This window comes from Streptomyces sp. PTL18 (assembly GCF_059510295.1).
In genome coordinates this window covers 1-1153 of record NZ_JCAJZO010000106.1, presented here as the reverse complement: position 1 = coordinate 1153, position 1153 = coordinate 1, and the positions used below count along the sequence as shown (strand labels likewise).

Sequence of the window (1153 nt, the reverse complement as noted above, 5' to 3'; positions counted from 1 at the left end):
TGAGGGGGACACCGGTGGCCATGGCGAGGGTGCCGCGCAGTTCGACGGCGGTGAGGGAGTCGACGCCCAGGTCGCGGAAGGGGCGCTCGGCGGGCACGGCGGAGGCGCCGGAGTAGCCGAGGACCCCGGCGGCGCACAGGCGGACCATTTCGAGCAGGACCCGTTCCTGCTCGGCCGGGGTCAGTCCGGTGAGTTGGTGGCGCAGGCCGGAGCCGTCGCCGCGGCCGAAGCGCTCGGAGGCGGCGCCCGCGTCCTCGACGGCGGCCCGTGCCTCCGGGAGCGACTCGATGAAGGGGCTCGGCCGGGTCATGGTGAAGGGGGGCGCATACTCGCCCCAGTGGATGTCGGCGACCATGACGGCGGGCCGGGCTGCGCCGACGGCGCGTTGCAGGGCCAGGATGCCGAGGGCGGGCTGCAGGGGCAGGACGCCGCCGCGGTGCATGCGCCAGGCGACGACCTCCTCGTCGGCCATGCCGCCGTCGGCCCACGGGCCCCACGCGAGGGACGTGGCGGCCAGTCCGGCCGCGCGGCGGCGCTCGGCGAGCGCGTCGAGGAAGGCGTTGGCCGCCGCGTAGTTGCCCTGGCCGGAGGTGCCCAGGGTGCCTGCGATGGACGAGAAGAGGACGAAGGCGTCGAGGTCGCGGTCGCGGGTCAGCTCGTCCAGGTGCAGCGCGCCCAGCGCCTTGGTGCGCAGCACGCCCGCGAACCGCTCAGGGGACAGCGCGTCGATCACGCCGTCGTCCAGGACGCCCGCCGTGTGGACCACGGCATCGACCGGGTGCGCGGCGAGGAGTACGGCCAGGGCCTCGCGGTCCGCCGCGTCGCAGGAGGTGACGGTCACCCGGGCGCCGATGGTCTGGAGTTCGTCCCGCAGGTCCGCCGCGCCCGGTGCGTCGATGCCGCGGCGGCTGATCAGCACCAGGTGCTCGGCACCCTGCTCGGCGGCCCACCGGGCCACACGCGCACCCAGCGCGCCCGTGCCACCGGTGACGAGCACCGTGCCCCGCGGCCGCCACGCCGTGGTGTCGCCGCCCGGGGTGTCCTCGCCGCCCGCGGGCACCCGCTCCAGGCGGCGGCCGAAGACGCCCGAGGGGCGGACCGCCAGCTGGTCCTCGGGGCCCGAGCCGAGGAGGACTCCCGTGAGGCGGGCCGT

The 1153-nt window shown here is 76.8% G+C and carries 1 protein-coding gene; it reads right to left on the bottom strand.

Features of this window, described 5'->3' with window-relative positions; all coding sequences use genetic code 11:
* Nucleotides 1-1153 (bottom strand): beta-ketoacyl reductase (locus AC5WS8_RS39165; RefSeq protein ID WP_496108238.1); only part of this gene is annotated, 1153 nt, incomplete at both ends.